Source organism: Streptomyces sp. NPDC057694 (assembly GCF_042799415.1).
GTDB lineage: Bacteria > Actinomycetota > Actinomycetes > Streptomycetales > Streptomycetaceae > Streptomyces.
The window spans coordinates 1-18,830 of the sequence record NZ_JBHVIX010000051.1; the positions used below are offsets into that span (position 1 = coordinate 1).

Genomic DNA, 18,830 nt, shown 5'->3' on the forward strand with positions numbered 1-18,830 from the left:
TCGTAACCCAGCCCGTTCACGACCCCGTCGGCGACGGTCTGCAGCGTGTCGGCCAGACTGCGTGCGGCGTTCATGTCCGCCATCACGTGGTGCAGTTGGTCCAGGGCGGCCTGCCTGACGTCGGGGTCCTGTTCGGCTGTCATGGTAGTCAGAAGCGGTGCGGTCTTCAGCGAGTCGGCACCTTCCTGCTGCCTGGAGACCGCCGCCCGAGACGCGGCGGGCACCTGTTCAGGCCACTCCGTCGTCTCCTCGTCCGTCTCATGCCGTACCAAGAGGCTGCGCAAGACTTGTCCTGCCCCGGGAACACCCATGTCGTGTGCCTGCTGGAGCCACCGCGCAGCCGCTTCGACGTCGCCCTCGGCGTCCTGCAGGTGGTGCATGCCCAGTGCGTAGGCGGCGTGGCCGATCTCCGCCCGATCCGACGCCAGGCGCAGCTCAGCCCGTTCCTGGGCGGTCGCCATATCAAGGCGGGCCAGCACGGCGTCGAATCCGGCGTCGAGCTCATCGTCATCCGTCTCGAAGGATTCGCTGCGTTCGTCATTCGTCACGGGCGAACCTCCCTCGGTCGAAAGGTAGCTGATAGGACTCCAGCTTCGGAGAGGATCGCAGTTTCGCGAGAGCCACCTTGATCGTCTTCTTCGCAGTATTCGGACTGATGCCCATCAGCTGTGCCGTCTCACTCACGGTCAGCCGTGCCACGTGATGGAATTGGAGGGCTTCGCGCTGGCGCTGGGTCAGGTCCGCCAGCGCCCGCTTCAGGTCCACGGACTGGTTGGTGCTGGTGTCGGCAGGAATGCCGCAGTGGGGTGCGACGCTGTGCGCCAGCGCTTCAAGGTCCTCGCTCGCGGACACGGTCTCCGGTGTTCTGCCTCGTTTACGCCAGTGATCCGCGACTCGGCAGTGGGCGATCGGGAACAAGACCATCGCCAGGTCCTCGTACTTCGCGACATGCTCCTCGAACTTCGAGAAGAAGGTCGTCCAGGTCTCCTGACACACGTCCTCCGCATCCTGCTTACGGACCACTCCGAGCTGCGCAACGACGAACCGCCAGATCTTCCACTTATAGGCGTCGTAGCAGTCGCGCATGGCCCGTTCGACCGGGGTGCTGTCCTCCGCACTACCGTCGCGGACGCGCTCGCTCACCTGTCGACGTCACCGACCGCTGCGCGGCCCTGAGACCGCACCGCCTCGTCAATGACCGGCATGTTGCCGACCTCCAGTGACCAATGGGCGGCGGCGGAACGGTGCTCGATGCGCGCCCGTCCGGCGCCCGCGACCGCCTCGGCCACGGAGGTGATCGCCTTTCGGTGTTCCCGCGCAAGCCTCACCCGGCCTCTGGCCCGGATCACCACCCCGGCCAGGGCCAGCACACCGGCGAGTACCGAAACGATCTCTTGAGGTCCTACCGAACCGAGCACGCTGCGCCTCGCCTTCATCTCCCGACAGCATCGCCGCATACATCGTTTGCTGCGGGTGGAACGGGTACCTCCCCGTGGGGATTTTCGGTAATCGCCCTCAACACCCACCCGATCGTTCAATGTTGACCAGCTCCGATCCTGGACTGATCGAGAAGCGCCCATTGGAGCCTGTAGGGCGGCGGGCCATGAGATCGATCAACGCGGGCTGGCAGTTGCGCACTTGTCCCGGCGACGGAGAGGGCGACAGACCCCATCCTGCGGCTCCCGCGCGTCCACACGCACGCCCCTGTCCCCCATGACCCAGCCCCTGAGTCCCGACGCGTTCGGCCACGGACAGAGCGACCTGTGACGACCGGTCTGGGTACAGCCCGATGTGGCAGGCCCTGTTCCCGTCAGTCCCACGCGCTGCCTACTCCACTCGCACACCGGTCCTGTAGATACCTTTACCGCGGTAAAGCCTCGGTGTCGGCCGGCCCGGCTGGGCGACGCGTCCGCGCACCTGAGGTGCAGAGCCGTTGTGGACCTTTACCGCGGTAAAGGCCGCGGACCTCCTGTCCGGCCCACGCGGCCACTCCCCCGACCTTGCTGACCTGTCTCAGCGAAGATGCACCGTCTCACTGAAGATTGACGACTGGCCTGTTCGTCTCGTCGAAGTTTCACCAGACCGGGTTGTCCCGCCTCCGGCGTTCTGACCCCTGCCGCGGATGATCTGGTTCGCCGGTCCGGCTGTCTGTGAGGCGTGGCAGGCTGCGCCCATGAGCTATGACCTTGCGGTGTGGGAGGGCGAGCGGCCGGCGGATGACGCTGCTGCGGCCCAGTGCTTCAGCGATCTGTACGACCGCTTCATCGACACGGATGAGCCTGCGGTTGCGCCGGCTGAGCGCATAGCAGCCTTCGTCGTCGCGCTCTTGGAGCGGTGGCCGGACCTCGCCGAAGACGACGATGACACCCCACCGTGGTCAACTGCTCCGCTGATCGGGGAGGCCCGCGGCCCTTTGATCTACTTCCCCATGCGCTGGAGCATGGCCGACGAGGCATCTGCCCACGCGTCCGAAGTCGCTTCGTTGATGGGCCTCAACTGCTTCGACCCGCAGGCCCGGAAACTGCGCCCTTAGCGATGGTGCGGGGTGACCCCTGCGCAGGTGCTCGGTAGGGTCGCGCCATGTCTAACGATCTCGGTTTCACGTGCTCATGCTGCGGCGACCATCACGCAGAGCTCCCCATCGGCTACTCGACCACGGCCCCTGACGTGTGGGATCCCAGCTTCGAGAGTGATCCGGACAGCATGCTGTCGTCCGACCAGTGCGTGATCAAGGGCCAGCACTTCTTCATCAGGGGCCTGATCGAGATACCTGTGATCGGCAGCCAGGACGTCTTCTCCTGGGGCGTCTGGGTCTCTCTGAGTAGGGCCAATTTCGCCCGTGCTCTTGAGGTGTGGGACATGGAGAGCCGCGAGGGCGAGAAGCCGTACTTCGGCTGGCTCAGCACCGAGCTGGCGCTCTATCCCGAGAGCACCACCAACTTGAAGACCAACGCCCACACTCGACCGATCGGCAAGCGGCCCTTCATCGAGTTGGAGCCCACCGACCACCCCCTCGCCGTCGAACAGCGCACCGGGATCACGCAGGACCGCGTGCGTGAGATTGCCATGGCTGAGCTGCATCCGGCCTGAGTCACCGTAGGTCAAGGCTTGACGGGGTTGCGCGGCGGCGGAGGCAGTCGAACGGTCTCCTCAAGGAACAAGACGTCGTAGAACCTGTAGCCGTGGGCGGCCACGAACCTGTGGGGCAACAAATGGTCCTCGACCCATTGGACGAGCGTCGTCACCGCCCAGTAGCAGCCTGCGAAGCTCTGCCCGCCCTTCGCCCAGCGGAACGGACGTACCGACTGAACCTCCTCGAACCGCACGTTCCAGGCCTTGCCCAGCGGCAGCCTAAGACGCTCCGCAGAACCCAAAGAGTCCAGCTCAAATACCGAAAGCGCCTCGTCACCGAATGCTCGTGCGGGTGTGGCCACCGTCGTCCCGCCCCTCGCAAGCCCAACAGCCGCGAACGTAGAGCAGCGATCGGTCAAACTTCAGTGAGAACGGTCAAACTTCACTGAGACGAGTCACTTGCACACGAGCGTCGGCTCCGACTCAGTCTCTGTGGTCCATGACCGTGAACCACCGGTCGTGGCTTTCCTGGATCCTGACGAGGACGCCCCCATCCCTGCGCCTCGCCGACACGTCATTCGAGAGCCAGCAGAAGCGGTGAAGATGACGGCTCTTGACGGCTCCAGCGATGGGATTGAGCGTGCCGGTTCTGACAGCGGCCGGCTTTACCGCGGTAAAGCCGCAGCGTTGACCAGTCCAGCGGCAACGCACGCACCCACCTCAGATGCAGAGCCGGTGCGGACCTTTACCGCGGTAAAGCCGGGCCAGTCGCAGGCCCGCCGTGCATCTCCATCCGGGTCCCGAGACTGCAAAGCTAAAGGTATGCATGTGGGAGACCCGAGAGCGGGCTGATGAGAGCGCCTCCCTGGCCGCTGTCGGTGGTTGCGACCAGTACGCCGATCACCCGGCCCGTCTTCGAGTCGATCGCCGGACCACCGCCGAATCCAGGCTGCGGTGTCGGACCGGCGAGCAGGGCGAGATTGTTCTCTGCCTGTCCCGACAGCACGTACTCGTAGGTGTGTTTGACGGCAGGGTCGGCTTCGTGGTCCCAGCCAATGATCTTCAAGGTGTCTCCGATACCGGAGACGGAGCGCGTGGCGGCTGCGGGCCGCACGTCATCGAAATCTGCCGCGAGAACTTCCAGGCCCCACCACTCCGGGTCGAGGTGGAGAACCCGGCAACTGGACGAGGCCCCTCCGACTCTCAAGGTCAGACGGGGCCTGTTACGGACGAGGTGAGCAGCCGTAATCCATCGGCCGGACGCAATCTGGAACGCCGATCCCCTGGCCAGTAGATCCGCCTCGCCATCGAGCACCATGGCAGTGGCGTTCTCCGCCCGCCTGATGCGAAACGGCACGACCAGCTCGGAGCGGAGGACTTGCCATCCACTCACCGCCGCCGTCACTGCGGCTGCTACCGCAACCCAGACGGTCAAGCCGACGATGGCTGTAACGGCCGCCACCATACTCGTCGCGACGAGAACGACCGGAGCGGAGCCCTTGAGGAGATGCTGGCCGGTCTCCTTGATCCGGCCCGGCTTCGGTGCGGCCCGGCGCTGGCGTGGGGCGCGATCAGCCATGTGGTTTCGTACCTCGCATGCGTCGGGTGCGGCTTGGCGGTCCGCAGTCTTGTTCAGAGAGAGACCAGTGGTCCAGGAGATATGTGGAGCCGTCGTCATGGCCAAGCACAGGAGCATGAGAGATCGCCTCCACCGCCAGGACCTTCACCATGGTGGTTTCTGACGTCCCGCCGCCTGCGGGCACCGGCCGCGTCCGTCGGTCTTGTCGGCGGGCAGATCGCGCGCTCAGAGGGCTGGGCCAATGTCGCCCGAGCTGCCGCTCACGGACAAGAGGGCACAATCAGTGTGGGTCGAGTCTGACGCCAATACGGCCACGCGGAAGCTGTCGGCGCAGCGCCGACAGACCAGTCATCGGGCTTTACCGCGGTAAAGCCTGATGAGACGTTAAACTAACGTGTCGATGCTGGACTTGAGGTGCGACGTTAGTAAGGTGTCGCCTATGAGTTCTCCAGCCACCTCCGGCGACCGGGAAAAGGTCGTCTCCAAGCTGCCGGGATGGCTCCGGCAGCAACTCAAAATCCGAACCGCCCAGCACGGACTTGAGATTCAGGCCGCCGTCGAACAGGGGCTCAGCGCCTGGACCGCGCTCGCTTCCACCCCGGAAACCGTCGACACTTCCGGCGCCGACTCCTTCGCCACCTTCCTTCCGCCCAGCCAGTGGGCAGAGTTCAAGGCCACAGCCAAGCAGCGAGGTGTCTCGCTTACCCAAGGCTTGGCCCAGGCCGTGCGGCTCTGGCTCGACACCCACCCGGCACCCGACGTCGCCCGCCCGGCCATCACCCGCCGCATCGTCGTGTGCAACCAGAAGGGCGGCGTCGGCAAGACCGCAATCACGGCAGGCCTCAGCGAAGCCCTCGCCGAGGACCCCGACGCTCTGCACCCCGTGCAGGTCGCCAAGCAACTCCTCGCGGAGGGCGACACCGACGATCCACTCGGCGTCGAGAACCTCCCTGGACTCGGGCTGCGCGTCCTCATGGTCGACTTCGACCCGCAGTGCCACCTCACCAACCAACTCGGCGCGAGGCCTCTACCGATCGACGGCGACAGCCTCACCAACCACATGGGCGGAAACCCCCAGGGCGATCTCCGCGACCTCATCGTTCAGATCGAAGAGGAGCGGTTCGGAGACCGGCTCCACTTGCTACCCGCCTGCACCGACGCCTTCCTCCTCGACGTACGCCTGTCCAGCGTCCGGGCACGTGAGGCAGCGCTGGAACGCGCATTGGCCCCGCTGGAATCCGACTACGACGTCATCGTCGTCGACTGCCCGCCCAGCCTCGGCCTGAGCATGGACGCCGCCGCCTACTACGGACGCCGACGTGAGAACGAACCCCCCGGGCAGTCCGGCGTCCTCGTCGTCGTCCAGGCGGAGGACAGCTCCGCCGACGCCTACGACCTGCTCACCAACCAGATCGAAGACCTCCGCGGTGACATGGCCCTCGACATGGAGTACCTCGGCCTCGTCGTGAACCTCTACGACCCGCGCCGCGGCTACATCGCCACATCTTCCCTCGAAGGCTGGATGGACATAAAGGATCCCAAGGTCGTCGGCATCATCGGGGAGCGCAAGGAACAAAAGGAAGCCGTGCGGATGAAGCGTCCTCTGCTGTCCTACGCGCCCAAGAGCCAGATCTCGGTCAGCATGCGTGCCCTGGCGAGGGAGGTCGCATGACGAAGAAGGACAAGCTGGGCGCCGGCCGATTCGGCGGCACCCAGACGACCTCGGTCAGTGCCCGCCGCCAGGCGGTAGCCCAGGCCACGGGCGTACCCACGACCGGAGCCCCCGACTCACGGCTTCGGACACTCCCCCTTGAGCAGCTCGTACCGACCGCGTTCAACCCCCGCCGCAACTTCGGTTCCGACTCGGATCTCAGGGAGTTCGGACAGAAGCTGAAGACGAAGCAGTTGCAGCCCGCTGTCGCGGTTACCCGCGAGGCGTACCTGAAGCTGTGGGAAGGCGAAGCCGACGCTGTCGGTACGCACCGGTACGTCATCGCCAACGGGGAACGCCGCTATCGGGCGTCCCGCGTGACCGGCCTGGAAACCCTCGAGGTCATCGTCGACGACACGATCGCCACGTCCCGGGCCACGTTTCTCGACGCAGTGTTGTCCGAGAACAACGACCGCGAGGACCTCGATCCGGTAGAGCAGGCCATCGGTATTCAGACCATGGTCGACCAGCTGGGAGGCAAGGCCAAGGTTGCTGAGCACTACGGCAAGTCAGCCGGCTGGGTCACCCAGCAGCTGTATCTCCTCAGGCTCGCCCCAAAGCTGCAGGAACTCGTCAGCGCCGGAGTGCTCCCGGTTCGTGAGACGCGAGCACTGGCCAAACTTCCGGTGGAGGAGCAGGCAACCGCCTGGGAGAACCGTCTCGTCGCACGCGACGTCGAGAAGGAAGACAGGCGCGCCGCACCGCACACCCCGCCGGTCGTAGCCCCGGGCTTTACCGCGGTAAAGCCTTCACCCGAGGGGGAGCAGGCCGCCGAGGGAGTAGCCGACGAGCCGCCTGCCGGCTTTGCCGCGGTAAAGCCGATGCCGTCCACGACAGATTGGCAGCACCCCGGTGCAACGGACGGACCGGCTTCCGCACCTGCGGATGGCGGCCAGGCGACAGAAGTTGTCGAGCAGAGCGCTGACGCAGACGCGACCGACGCGGATGAGAGGGCACCGGCATCTGCCGCAGACGGCGTTCCTGAGCCACGGCAGGCAGTCAGTGAGCAGCCCCCCGGCCTGAAGAAGTTCCCGTACGACAACGGGCTGGACGCTGCTCTCTTCCTGGACCGGAAGATGGACGACGCTCAGTTCTTCGCCATGATGGATGAGCTGACGAAGAGAGCAGAGCGGCGCCGCAAGCAGGCAGCCTCTGCCAGCTGAACCCGACCTCGCCGCACTACTCACCGGACTGTGAGAAGGCCCAGCCTCCTTGGCGGCTGGGCCTTCTCACAGGTCGTGTCGACGTCACAGGAGCGTCCGCTGGGCGATGCGAGCGATGGCCGCAGATGGTTGTAGCCACCCGGGATCGGCCCACCGACTGCCCCTCCGAAACGATCCGGCGCAACCGCATCGGAATGACGAGATCGGGTTAATCAAGGGTTTTATGAGACGGTGGCCCGATGCGCATTATCATCGAGGACGCCCCTGAGGACCTGGCCCTGGAGATCGCGGCACTGATCGGCCGTCATGCGAGCCACGAGTCGGTCACTTTGAACGCGGACTGGACGGTCCCGCGCGCGGAAATGCTTTTGCGGGATCTTCCGACGACAGCTGGCCGGCTGATCCGTGAGGCGGTTCTGGGCGACGGCTGGGCTGCCGCCGAGAGGCTTCGCGGGGCCGATGGGAGCGGGTCCCTGCGTGGCCGCTCGGGAGCGATCACCAAGGCAATCACGCGAGGAACGGTCGCGGGACGCTGGCCCGACGGGATGCCCAGTCCGGTGCAGGCCCAGTACGACCCTGATGTGCCGTCGTACCAACGGACGGTGGGGTATCGCATGGCGGATGACTTGGTCACTGTCTTCAGGGCTGCGATGGATCGAATCGATCGGAAGGTCTGAGGAAGTTCAGGGCGTCGCGAACACGGCGTGGCGGGTCACGGGAGGCGGCACGCACCAGCTCTGAACTGCACTAACGCAAGTGCAACGATAGCTGCTACGTAGCATACAACGATGCAAGATCCCCGCGGCGGCGAAACTGTGGCGCGGCGACCGTCGAGTGCAACGATAGATACTTCGAAGCACGCAGCGATTGAAGCAACGTGAGATACAACTTAGAGAAGAGCGTTGGATATTACGGAGGGAGTTTTGATCTCTACTCTGATAGATGTTGCACTGCAACCAACGATGCATCTTGCGATGTGGCTAACGCTCTAACTTACTATCGAGCGTTCTCTCTCTCTTGCGTTGAGGCGATCTAACCAACGATCGATCTAACCAACGGACGGTCCAGCGGTCGATAGACCGAACCATCAGACAACCAAGCTGTCCATCGATCCATCGATCGAGCCACCTTGCTTACGTACAGACGCACTTTCAAGCGATCCGTCGAGCAATCAGTCCGTCGGTCATGCAGACGCGTTCACCTACGTGCGGTCGAACCAGCGAACCATCTAACGCATCATCTGACGCTCTAGCGCACTATCGGTTTCACGGCCGAACGATTCAACGTAGTGACGGACGAGGACACAATCGAACTCTCCATCGACCCATCGCGTCAGAGGCCGCCATACGCCTCATCGCGGATGGCGCCCTGTGACGGTGCCTCAGCAAGACTGGTGATCAGCGCGACCAGCCATCGCTCACACGTCTGTCACCGCCGGGAAGCGGCGCCTACGAGTTTCGTCAAACGCCCGTCATAACGGGGCGTGCCAATGCTCTCCCTGCCGCCAATCCTGTTATCGTCATGCACAAACGTCCCGGTGTCACTAGAGCAACGCTTGGTGGACGGATCGTCAGAAATCGGATGGACAGCTCTAACGGGCTGCTCAAATGCGGTACTGACGGCTCAACTGCAGCTGAGCTTCCGCGTGACACGTGGTCACCCATCGATCAGACAGGCTTGAGAGAGGCGGATGCGCGTTGAAGGTCATCGCTGTGGCTACGCAGAAGGGGGGCGTGGGTAAAACCAGCACAACCGTCAATCTCGCGGCAGGTCTCGCTCTGGCTGGTGCCCGCGTGCTGACGGTCGACCTCGACCCCCAAGCCCAGGCCGGAACCGCTGTCGGCGTGAACCTCGCGGGGGAGGATCAGCTGGCACGCTCTCTGGGCTGGATCCTCCAGGCCCGCCTGCAGGGTATGAAGATGTCGCTGGAGAACATCTGGTTCGATCGCAGCGACCTCCTCGATGAGTGGGAAGACGCAGGCAGCCTGCACTTGCTGGCCTGTGAGGAGTCGACCATGACGGCGGCCCAGGACCTCATCCACAAGAAGGGGTTCCAGGCCACTCCCATACTGCGGCGGATGCTGATGGAGGTGGAGAGTGACTTCGACTTCGTCGTCATCGACACGCCCCCGGCCGTGTCCTCTCTGTCCGCGACCGCTCTGGCCGCCGCCGACTTCGTGATCACGGTGTGCGTACCCGAATACCCGGCCCTCAAGGGAGCCGCAGCTACACGCGGCACGGTGCGCTACGTCAAGGACCGCACCACCGGCGAGTGCGACCCCCAGTATCTCGGTGCTGTCCTCAACCGCTCGAATCCGCCCTCTCGATGGAAGGCACAAGAGGTCAACATCCGCAACGGCATGCTCGATGCGGACCTTCTGCCGTTCCAGACGGACATCCGCCAGGACAACCGCATCAGCGACTCCTTCGCGTACGGCATCCCGGCAGTCATCCGCTTCGCGAATCACACGCCCGGCAAGATGTACAGCGAACTCATGGGCCAGATCGTCGAGCGCATGCAACTTCCGGCGCAGAAGTGGCAGACGCCGGAGAGGATCGAGAGCGAGGGCGCCGATGAATGACGCCCCGAAGAAGAAGACGGCGCAGAAGAAGCAGTTCAAGGCCGGGGGCGCGGCGCTGGTCAAGGGGCTTCTGTCCGGAGCCGATGATGTCGCCGGCCGGTCGTTCATCGGTGGGGGAGCAGGTCTAGGGGCGTCACCGTCGGTCGCCCAACCCCCGGATGAGCCGGCAGCAGAACCGGAGGTCGAGCCTGCCTCGCCGGTTCTCCTGCCGGAACAGCCGCACGAGCCGGCTCCGTCGGCCAACAAGCCCCTCAGCGATGCAGCGCAGCCCAAAGCCTCAGTGCCGCAGGAGCCCGAGGAGGGCTTCGCGCGGACGAAGACCGCCGTGCAGGTGAGGGAACCGGCTGATCAGGCAGAGCCCAAGCGTCCGGCGGCACGCCGGTCGGCGCCGGCCTCACAGCCTGCTGCTCCTGCGCCGCGGCGCAGCAAGCAAGCCAATGAGGAGTCGAATGCCGCTCCTGATGTGCTGCCGCAGCGATCCAGCGAGGTTGTCTGGGCCCACGCAGCGGTGCATGAGAGCTTTGCGGACGCCAAGATGCGCTCCTCGCAGTGGAAGTCCTACGGTTTTCGTCTGGCTCCCGATGTGCTGGTGCGGTTGAAACAGCGGCTGCACGATGACCGTCTCAGCAGTGGGAACCGGCAGTTGGCGATCGGGCACTATCTGGACGCTGCTCTGCGCAACGTGACGGGGAATGTGGATCGCTGGATCGATCAGGCGACGGACTTCGCCACGGAGCGGCTGTGGGAGTCGGAGGCCACGCAGCCGTCGTCGTACCGCATCGGACGGACGGCTCATGCGTGGGTCTCCGCGCTGAACGGGGAGTTGCAGCAGGCAGATTTCGGGCGGAAGGGAACGCTGGTGGTCTCCGCTCATGTGGAGGCTTACCTGGATGCGCTCGAGAACGAGGGCCCGTTGCAGCGGCCCGTCCGGCAGCGTTAACAAGGGCTTCTTTCAACTCCTGTTCATTCCGGAGGGGTTGGTCACGGCACACACGCCGTGACCAACCCCTCTTTGTTGTTGATGAAGTCCCAGCTCAGCCCATAAGTGCAACGTCGAGTGCAACGCTGTATCGAACGATAGAGCAATCAATCAATCGATCTAACTCACTCTCTCACGATCCATGTGTCACTAGAGCAATCCCTAGCGTCATACGCGGCTGCTGCGGTGACGGTCCCTCAAAAAAGGCCGTTCACGCCCTTTTTGGCCATCCAAGGGACACGCCGTTCCTCTAGTGACGAGAGAAGAACCTCGTCTTTCTGCGCTAAGGTGTGATCACGATCAGTAGACTTGTCAGGAGACACGACCGTGACGCTTCCGCCAGGGCACCTGAGCACCAGCGCCGTTGCTACAGCCGCAGGCCTCAGCGAGTCGTGGGCCTGGAAGGCCAGAGACCAGGGAGTACTGACCGAGCCTCACTTCGAGGACTCTGTCGTCGCCTTGCGTGTCTTCGCGTTCGTCTCGCAGATCGTCTGGCCTGGAACGCGCAGGCCCCGCAGCGCACGTCAGGACCTCATGCTCTGGCAGTCGTCAGCCGTCGAAGCGGCGCGCCAGGCGGTTTCCGATGCCAAGACCACCCAGGACACCATCTTGTGGGTCCTTGAGGACTCCGTGCACCTGGTGACCACACCAGGGGAGCGCGCGGCCTTCGACCTCGAGCAGCTCGGAGGCCGCACTGCCATCCGCATCCCCATCGGAGTGTGGATCGCCGAACTCCCGGATGCCATAGGAGCGCTCAAGAGCCGCCGCCGCCGGCCCAGCGGCCGCAGCGCGGCATAACAAGGACCTGACAAGACCTGACAAGACGCGGTCCCCGAGGACCGGACATGCGGCAGACAGCCCCATGAAACCGCGTGTGGGGCCAGGGATTCACGCTCCCAGGCCCCACACGACTCGAAGAAGGAGTCACAGCCGGCACTTGATCACCAACTGAATACCGTCCCCCACCTACTCGCTCCGTCCTGCCCGGGCCGACGAGTCGCGATGAGGGTTTCCCAACTCCGTTCTCTGGTTCTGGAGCTCATTATAGCCACCCCCGCCAGGGCTGTGTTTTTGCTGCCCGCAGACGACACGAAATCCGCTGAAAACAAACGCTATGCCCTAATTACCCTGCTTTACGTGGCTGGCGACGAACAGAGGCTCGCCGCCAGCCACCTCCACAGCACGGCGCTGCCGGAAGTGCGAGGCCTCCAGTGAGGGCCTCGGCCACAGCCCCTGTCCTGACGCGCCCCGTCGACACCGTCATGGACGGCAGTACGCCCCTTCAGGAGCACCGCGCCGCCTTCCGGCCGTTGCCGAGCACACAGCAACCGAGCCACGACGACCTGGCACATCCCCTGCGTCTGAGGCGCGGAATGCGGCTTCGGCTTCGCGCCGCGGTGCTGGCCTTGCTGGCGGAGCCGTCCATCGCCCACCTCAAGGACGCGCCGAAGCTGGCTGCCGTGGTGCTGTACGCGAAGTCCCGCGCCCCCAGGGGCGGCAAGCGGGACAACATGGCCTCGATCTGGGGTGAAGAGCTCGGCCGATGGCTGGGCATGTCGGAGTCGACGGTTCATCACAAGGTCCTGCCGCCTCTCCGCGCCGCGGACGCGCTGCACACCAGCGAGGTACGCAACTCCCAAGGCCGCCCGACCGGGCTCGACTGCCTGCTCATGCCCCTGTGGAAAGCGCGTAAGGCAGGGGGAGTGGCACATCCGTTGGCGTTGTCCCAGGCGGAGTTGGCGACATTGCTGCGTCTGTGTGAGGCCCTCTTCGGGCCTGGCTGGACGCCGAAGGGCAGGCCGGCCACGCCACCCGGACTGCTTGCCCAGCGACAGGGAAGGGGCGCGGCAACAGACCGGCTCGGCCTGCTGCTCTTGGTGCTGAACACTCGGGCGACAGGCTGGCTGCAGTTGTGCGGCGGCTCGGTGAAGACACGGGAGGGCCGTGGCGCAGCCACACTGGCCCGGCTGCTGGGATGCAGTCCGGCAGCTGCGCGCAAAGTGCTGGCGCGGCTGACGAAAGCCGGTGTGGTGGCACGCACCCGCCGGGAAACCGCGACCCGGCTGCAAGGGCGGGGGCGGGTCATGCTGCTGCCCGTCGCGCAGGCCTACGGCCGCCGTTTGTGCTCTGTGGAGGTGGTCCCCAGCAGTCAACCGGTGTTTTCGCAGCGTCCTGTTGGTGCAGTCAGGGATCATGCTCGGGCTGGTGCCGACGGATCCTGCGTTCCTGCTGGGGAATGTGGTGCAGAAGATGTGCCTGAGGCCGTAAGCACAGAACGTCCCGGTGGTGCAGAGCACCACGCTATCCACCCCCCAGTGGTTACCCCCTCAGCTCTTGTGCAGGTCTCTTGTGGTTTTTCCGGCACAGGCCGTGGGGGTAAGGACCGTCAGCCGGAACGCGAGTGCGTGCGCGAGAACCGGGTGGACAAGAAGCTGAGCTCCGGTGGCAGGGCCCAGGCTGCGACTGCGGAACAAAGCCCGCTGCGCGGGGAACAGCACGATGCTTTCCCGATGGCCGACCAGGACCGGCAGACGTCCGACGGTTGCGGTGCTGGGCAGCGCTCGGGGGCTGTTTCGGCCGAAAAGGTTCCGCGCCCCAGGCGTGTCTCTCCGCCCGATGACCTTGATGTGCAGTTGGCTCTGGCTCCCGTCGCCCCGCTGTGGGAGCGCCTGTCCCCGTGGCAGAAAAGACAGGTCGAAGCTGCCGCACAAGCGGAATTGCAGCGGCTCAGAGGCCTGACCGGACACCCGGCGCAGGGCCCTCGGCTGCTGGCCGACCGACTTGGTGACCGACTGCGGGAAACCGGCGGCGAAGCTCTGGTCGACCAGCCCTATCCATGGCTGATCCGCCGAGGCCTGGTACAGCGCTCCTCATGCCCGGACCCGCGCTGTGATGACGGGATCCGCCTCGACACGGGCTCCGACTGCGAGAACTGCATCAACGTGATCCATCTGCGGCGGGCCCACCGCGCCACTATCGCCGCACGGATCACGCGGGAACTGCCACACCTGACACCCACCGACCGTCGGCGCATCGTCGAGGAACAGCTGCGCGAACGAACCGACGCCAAAAGTCTGGCCCGCAGACATCAGCAGATCGCCGTGGAACGGGAACAGCGCACTGCAGCACTGCAGGCACGCCGGTCACGAGAGCAGCAGGAGCACGCAGCGGCCGCGGTCGCCGCGGCACAGGCGCAGGCCCAGCCGTGCCGAGACTGTGGCGCCCCGAACGCCGCCGGACACTGCCCGACGTGCGCCAGCCGCGAGAGCACCGAGCGCCTGCTGCACGACGCGGTGGAACTGGCGGTCGCGGTGCGTACCAAGTGCACCGATGCCGATCACGTTGCCGCTCTGGTCGAGCAGTGCACGGCCGACACCCACGCGTTGCTGGCCCGCACCTGCGAGCGTGCCGCGCTGCGGAGCGACGGTTCGGCCGCACGTGCCGAGACCGAGGAGCAGGTCGCACGCCGGATCCGGATGGAGCGCAGGCACGCAGCCCTGCAATCCCTGGCCCGCTCGCAAGCCGCGGTCGCGGCCGGGGACGCGGCCTATGCGGCGCACCGCGAACGGTTCTCCCGCGCACCGAAGCGCGACGCGGAAAGAGCCGCTCGAGCGGCCGAGCAGCACGCGGCCGAGCAGCTGCTCAACGCCCGCCTGGACCGGCTGGCCCACTGGGTCGCCAGGAACGAGATCAACACGCACTCCGTTCAGCCCGCTGACCAAGATCGTCGGGCACATGACCCGCAGTGAACTCACCCGTCTCAGACTCACTGACCCTCCGCGTCGGATGGGCGACAAGTCACGGTGTCAAGAGCGAAGCCTCCCAAAGGCCCGACCTGCGCAGTTACTCCCACTCGTGCACATGTTAATGTCACAGCCCATAAGTCAAATGACAGATGCGCCTCGGGTGCGGTGCTGCTTCATCAGCGGGGAGAGGCTGCGGAGTGCAGAGGCCGGACGGGCCGTCGGTGCACAGACCTCGCAGTGGCCCATCCGATCCGCGTCGCGCAGCCCTGTCCCATGCCGCAGCGCGAATGTGAGGGCGTCGGGTGAGCTTCAGTGATCCTCTGCACACGGGTGCGGCCGATCTTCTGATAGGACGCGAACAGGAACTGGAACGCATCTCCGCTTTCCTCGCCTATCCGTATTCCGGTGGGGCCCTGCTGATGTCAGGGGAGCCGGGCGTGGGCAAGACAGTGCTGCTCGACGCCATCGCCGAGTCCGCGGCCGACGCCGGTGCACGCGTGCTGCGCGTCGCCGGAGTGCAATTCGAAGCCGACATCAGCTACGCGGCTCTGAACCAGGCGCTTCTTCCGCTCAAGGACACCGTCGAGGCCCTCGGCAGCGCACACCGGGAAGCTCTTCACATTGCCCTCGGCTTCGGTGCCGGTCAGCCTCCCGAACGTCTTGTCGTCTTCAACGCGGCACTGGCCGCGCTGCAGGATGCGGCCGGCGAGACACCGGTTCTGATCGCCGTCGACGACCTGCCCTGGGTGGACCGGGTGAGTGCTGCGGTCTTCGGGTTCATCGCCCGACGCCTTTCCGGTACGCGCATCAGGTTCATTGCGACGATGCGCTCCGGCGCCGGTGGATTTTTTGAAAGTGGCGGCCTGCCGACCTACGAACTTCCGCCTCTGGACGCCGAGTCGGCAGGTCACCTGGTCGACGCGCGCTTCCCCCGGCTCGGTCGGCAGATACGGCGACGAGTATTGAACGCCGCACAGGGCAATCCTCTGGCTCTGCTCGAACTTCCCAACGCACTACCTGCGGATCAACCCGCCGCGCTCGAGGCCGTTCCCAAAGTTCTGCCGCTCAGCCAGCGTCTGCAGTCTCTTTACGTCTCCCGTATCAGGCATTTGCCCGAAAAAACGCAGAATCTACTCCTTTTGGCCACCCTGGACGGCAGCGGAGACCTGGGCGTGCTGCACGCCTCCGCGCGCGCCATGGAGGGAGACGCCAGCCTGGAAGACCTGGTCCCCGCCGAGCAGGATCAGCTTGTCCACGTGGACCGCGGAACCCGGCACCTGGTATTCCGGCATCCGCTGATCCGCTCGGCTGTGGTGGAGGCTTCCACCAGCAGTAGCCGCCGGGCGGCCCACAGCGTTCTGTCGCAGGTATTGAGCCACCAGCCCGAATCTCGGGCCTGGCACCTCGGAGAAGCGGCGCTCGAACCCGACGAGCAGGTGGCCGCGTTGCTGGAAGAAGTGGCGCACAGCATTGCGGGCCGTGGGGACGCGGTGGCCGCCATCGCGTCGCTGACGCGGGCTGCGGACCTCAGCCCGCTGGGCCTGGACCGTGCCCGACGGCTGGCGGAGGCCGCATACCTCGGAGCCGAGGCGACCGGAGCACTGCACAGCGCCTCGGAACTGTTGGAGAACGCCCGGCAGGCGGCTCCGGAGCACAGCAACTCGCTCCGCTTCGCCGCCGCCACGGTGCAACTGCTGCTCAACAGCGACGGCGACGTGAGTACCGCCCATCGCATTCTCGTGGGGGCCATCGAAGAGGGCACCCACGGCTACGACGCCGACAACCCCGCCCTCATCGACGCACTGCACCTCCTCTCACTGCTGTGCATCTACGAGGGAACGGAAGAGTTGTGGGGCCGCTTCCACACTCTGCTGTCGAGGGTGCGTCCGGAACCGCCGGCGCTGCTCTCCGTCCTCGGCCAGTTGTACTCGGACCCCGCCCACACCGGACCGGCGACGCTACGACAGCTCGACCACATCACCGGCGACGCGGTGAGAGAGAGCGACCCCGCTCAGATCGTGCGCATCGGCACCGTCGCCGTTCCCTCGGACCGCCTCTCGGCGGTCCGCGAACCGTCCTTGCGCGTTCTCCGGCAGGGCCGGACCGGGGGACCGGCCCGCCGACACCTGGGCGTACTGCTGCACCTGGCCCTGGGCGCCTATCACACGGGTAACTGGAGCGAGGCCGCAGAGCTGTCCGACGAAGGACTCGGGCTGTGCGAGGAGTCTGGATACTCCTTCTTCGCCTGGTACTTCCAGTACAGCAAAGGTCTGGTGTCGGCGTCTCAGGGAGATGTCGACACCGCTCACGCGTTGGCCGACCGCATGTATGACTGGGCGGCGCCGCGCGGTCTGCAGGCAATCATTCAGTATGCCGAGCAGGTTCGTACGCTCGCCCACCTTGCGGCGGGAGATTACGAGGAGTCTCTTCATCACGCTCTTGCGGTGGGCGCAGCGGGAGAACTCGCGAACTCACAGGTGGCCTGTCGGCTGTTTTTCGACTTCGTAGAGGCGGCGCTGCGCTGCAACCGCGGAGAGGACGCGGTCAAGCAGGTGCGCGCGGTCCACGCATCGAGTGTCGAAGCGCTCTCTCCTCGCTTGGCGCTTCTGGCGCGTGGCGCCGCGGCTCTCGTCGAGGAGGACGATGGCACAGCGGCGCGACTCTTCAAGGAGGCGCTGTCCCTGCCCGCCGCTGCCGTCTTTCCTTTCGACAGGGCACGCGTGCAACTGGCGCAGGGGGAGCGGCTGCGCCGTGCCCGGGCGGCGACCGAGTGCAAAGAGCCTCTGAGGTCCGCACTGGACACGTTCCAGCGACTCGGATCCCTGCCATGGAGCAAGCGGGCGGAGGAAGAACTCCGGGCCGTCGGTTCTCATGTTCCCCAACCGGATGGCGGGGGAGCGGCGGACCTCACGCCACGGGAGCGTGAGATCGCGGAACTGGCCGCTTCCGGTATGTCGAACAAGCAGATCGCCGAGCGGTTTCTCATTTCACACCGCACTGTCGGTGCCCACCTGTACCAGATCTACCCGAAGCTCGGCATCACCTCACGTGGAGGTCTCAGGGACGCTCTGTCCGCTCATGACAGGGACAGGTCTGGCTGAGCCGGGGGCTGTGTGAGGTTGTCCGCCAGCGTGTCGGCTATGTCGGCCAGACAGGCAACCTGCTCAGGGGTGAGGTGGTCGAGGAAGAGACGGCGAACATCATCGACGTGGTGCGGGGCGGCTTCCGCTATAGCCTCATAGCCTGTTGGGGTCACCTGCACAAAGACCCCGCGACGGTCGTCGGCGCACCCCTCCCGGCTGACCAGACCACGCTTGACCAGACGGGTCATGTGGTGGGACACCCGGCTCTTCTCCCACCCGAGCACTTTGGCAAGTTCTACGACGCGCAGCCGACCGCCGGGGACACGGGTCAGTTCGGCCAGCACCGTGTAGTCGGCGGCTGACAAACCGAACTGGCTCTGCAGTGGTCGCCCGGTTTGTGTGACCAGGCGCTCGAGCGCACGTAGCATCCCCCGCCAGGCCCGTTCCTCAGTCGTCGTCAGCCAGCGGGGTGTTTCGGATTCCACGCCATCAACAAGTTGATTCATCACTTACTCCGGAGTGGGGTTCTGGGTCACGAGGCCTATGGCTGGGTGGTTACGTCCCCCGAGTGGGTGGAGCGGCCTCGTGTACGGAGCGAGATGGTGAGAATCGCAAGGGTGACGGTGCCGAGGTGCACGTAGGCGTGTTTCCCGTGGTGGTCGGAGGCGCGGCCTCGGCCATCGACGGCACCATGTTTCCCTCGCCGACCAGTGGCGATGCCGCTGGTGCGCAGCCGCCCGCAGGGTGGGCGGGGGCCGCGGTGGGGGTGCCGCGGCCCGTGCCGTGTGTGGTGCTGTGTGGTGCTGTTTTTTGTGTGGGTTTTTAGATTTGGTTGGCGCCGCCGTCGATGAAGATTTCGGTGCCGGTGATGAAGCTGGACTGGTTGGTGGCGAGGAAGAGGGCGAGGTTGGCGAC

17 protein-coding genes are annotated in these 18,830 nt (G+C 65.5%); 10 read left to right on the plus strand and 7 right to left on the minus strand.

What is annotated here, in order from left to right:
• The 3 genes from ACFVDP_RS43565 to ACFVDP_RS43575 all read right to left on the minus strand — a co-directional run.
• Nucleotides 1-548: hypothetical protein (locus tag ACFVDP_RS43565; protein ID WP_383503335.1), on the minus strand; the 548-nt coding region annotated here is incomplete at its 3' end.
• Nucleotides 538-1,143, minus strand: a complete 606-nt coding sequence (locus ACFVDP_RS43570) for an RNA polymerase sigma factor (protein WP_383503337.1) — start codon at nt 1,141-1,143, stop codon at nt 538-540. The genes ACFVDP_RS43570 and ACFVDP_RS43565, both read right to left, overlap by 11 nt.
• Nucleotides 1,140-1,436 (minus strand): hypothetical protein, encoded by a 297-nt coding sequence (locus ACFVDP_RS43575; protein WP_383503339.1) that lies wholly within the window; start codon nt 1,434-1,436, stop codon nt 1,140-1,142. Before ACFVDP_RS43575 ends, ACFVDP_RS43570 begins: the two co-directional genes overlap by 4 nt.
• Nucleotides 1,437-2,173: 737 nt before the next feature.
• Here ACFVDP_RS43575 and ACFVDP_RS43580 point away from each other — a divergent pair.
• The gene (locus ACFVDP_RS43580; protein WP_383503341.1) at nt 2,174-2,533 is read left to right on the plus strand and encodes a hypothetical protein; all 360 of its coding nucleotides are present in this window, start codon (nt 2,174-2,176) and stop codon (nt 2,531-2,533) included.
• A gap of 47 nt (nt 2,534-2,580) precedes the next feature.
• Nucleotides 2,581-3,090 carry a DUF2199 domain-containing protein gene (locus tag ACFVDP_RS43585; protein ID WP_383503343.1) on the plus strand — a complete coding sequence of 170 codons (510 nt, stop codon included), beginning with the start codon at nt 2,581-2,583 and terminating at the stop codon, nt 3,088-3,090.
• 11 nt (nt 3,091-3,101) lie between these two features.
• Here ACFVDP_RS43585 and ACFVDP_RS43590 read toward each other — a convergent pair whose 3' ends face one another.
• Both ACFVDP_RS43590 and ACFVDP_RS43595 read right to left on the minus strand, forming a co-directional pair.
• Nucleotides 3,102-3,434 carry a hypothetical protein gene (locus ACFVDP_RS43590; protein ID WP_383503345.1) on the minus strand — a complete coding sequence of 111 codons (333 nt, stop codon included), beginning with the start codon at nt 3,432-3,434 and terminating at the stop codon, nt 3,102-3,104.
• Nucleotides 3,435-3,886: 452 nt separating this feature from the next.
• Complete coding sequence (locus tag ACFVDP_RS43595; RefSeq protein WP_383503347.1) at nt 3,887-4,651, minus strand: trypsin-like peptidase domain-containing protein; 765 nt, start codon at nt 4,649-4,651, stop codon at nt 3,887-3,889.
• Nucleotides 4,652-5,090: 439 nt separating this feature from the next.
• Here ACFVDP_RS43595 and ACFVDP_RS43600 point away from each other — a divergent pair, with 439 nt between their 5' ends.
• From ACFVDP_RS43600 to ACFVDP_RS43635, 8 genes are all read left to right on the plus strand, one after another.
• Nucleotides 5,091-6,323, plus strand: coding sequence for a ParA family protein (locus ACFVDP_RS43600; protein ID WP_383503349.1), 1,233 nt, complete (start codon nt 5,091-5,093; stop codon nt 6,321-6,323).
• Nucleotides 6,320-7,525: a ParB/RepB/Spo0J family partition protein gene (locus tag ACFVDP_RS43605; RefSeq protein WP_383503351.1), complete on the plus strand. Its 1,206-nt coding sequence runs from the start codon at nt 6,320-6,322 to the stop codon at nt 7,523-7,525. Before ACFVDP_RS43600 ends, ACFVDP_RS43605 begins: the two co-directional genes overlap by 4 nt.
• Nucleotides 7,526-7,764: 239 nt before the next feature.
• Nucleotides 7,765-8,202 (plus strand): hypothetical protein, encoded by a 438-nt coding sequence (locus ACFVDP_RS43610; protein ID WP_383503353.1) that lies wholly within the window; start codon nt 7,765-7,767, stop codon nt 8,200-8,202.
• Between the two features lie 1,035 nt (nt 8,203-9,237).
• Nucleotides 9,238-10,107 (plus strand): ParA family protein, encoded by an 870-nt coding sequence (locus ACFVDP_RS43615; protein WP_383503355.1) that lies wholly within the window; start codon nt 9,238-9,240, stop codon nt 10,105-10,107.
• On the plus strand, nt 10,100-11,047 hold the full coding sequence (locus ACFVDP_RS43620) for a hypothetical protein (RefSeq protein ID WP_383503357.1): 948 nt from the start codon (nt 10,100-10,102) through the stop codon (nt 11,045-11,047). Before ACFVDP_RS43615 ends, ACFVDP_RS43620 begins: the two co-directional genes overlap by 8 nt.
• A gap of 366 nt (nt 11,048-11,413) precedes the next feature.
• Complete coding sequence (locus ACFVDP_RS43625; RefSeq protein ID WP_383503359.1) at nt 11,414-11,884, plus strand: hypothetical protein; 471 nt, start codon at nt 11,414-11,416, stop codon at nt 11,882-11,884.
• A 464-nt stretch (nt 11,885-12,348) separates the two neighbouring features.
• Nucleotides 12,349-14,835: a hypothetical protein gene (locus ACFVDP_RS43630; RefSeq protein WP_383503360.1), complete on the plus strand. Its 2,487-nt coding sequence runs from the start codon at nt 12,349-12,351 to the stop codon at nt 14,833-14,835.
• Nucleotides 14,836-15,134: 299 nt separating this feature from the next.
• On the plus strand, nt 15,135-17,933 hold the full coding sequence (locus ACFVDP_RS43635; protein ID WP_383503362.1) for an AAA family ATPase: 2,799 nt from the start codon (nt 15,135-15,137) through the stop codon (nt 17,931-17,933).
• Here the strand turns inward: ACFVDP_RS43635 and ACFVDP_RS43640 are convergent.
• Nucleotides 17,909-18,343, minus strand: coding sequence for a MarR family winged helix-turn-helix transcriptional regulator (locus ACFVDP_RS43640; RefSeq protein WP_383503363.1), 435 nt, complete (start codon nt 18,341-18,343; stop codon nt 17,909-17,911). The genes ACFVDP_RS43635 and ACFVDP_RS43640 overlap by 25 nt on opposite strands.
• Before the next feature lie 394 nt (nt 18,344-18,737).
• Nucleotides 18,738-18,830, minus strand: a 93-nt coding sequence (locus ACFVDP_RS43645) for an SDR family oxidoreductase (protein WP_383503365.1), incomplete at its 5' end; no start/stop codon positions are given.